At 67.3% G+C, this 416-nt stretch carries 1 protein-coding gene; it reads right to left on the reverse strand.

Translation table 11 applies throughout. The features are described from left to right. Positions 1-416 (reverse strand): ATP-binding cassette domain-containing protein (locus D3I60_RS01365; protein ID WP_262774311.1); only part of this gene is annotated, 416 nt, incomplete at both ends.

Genomic DNA, 416 nt, shown 5'->3' on the forward strand with positions numbered 1-416 from the left:
GATCGAGCGCGTGTCGGCGTATTCGACGATGCGGCCGAGATACATCACGGCGATCTGGTGGCTGATGTGTTCCACCACCGCGAGATTGTGCGAGATGAAGAGATAGGAAAGCTGGCGCTCGCGCTGCAGGTCCTGCAGCAGGTTGATGACCTGCGCCTGGATCGACACGTCGAGCGCCGAGACGGGCTCGTCGCCAACGATCAGCTTGGGGCCGAGCGCCAGGGCGCGGGCGATGCCGATGCGCTGGCGCTGGCCGCCCGAGAACTGGTGCGGGTAGTTGCTCATCTGCGCCGGCCTGAGGCCGACGCGGGCGAACAGCGCCGAGACCTGCTCCTCGCGTTCCTTGCGACTGGCGACGCCGTGGACCAGCAGAGGCTCGCCCACGATCTCGCCTGCCGTCATGCGCGGGTTCAGCG

The organism is Brevibacterium permense, from assembly GCF_025506275.1.
In the GTDB taxonomy this organism is placed as follows: Bacteria; Actinomycetota; Actinomycetes; order Actinomycetales; family Brevibacteriaceae; genus Brevibacterium; species Brevibacterium permense_A.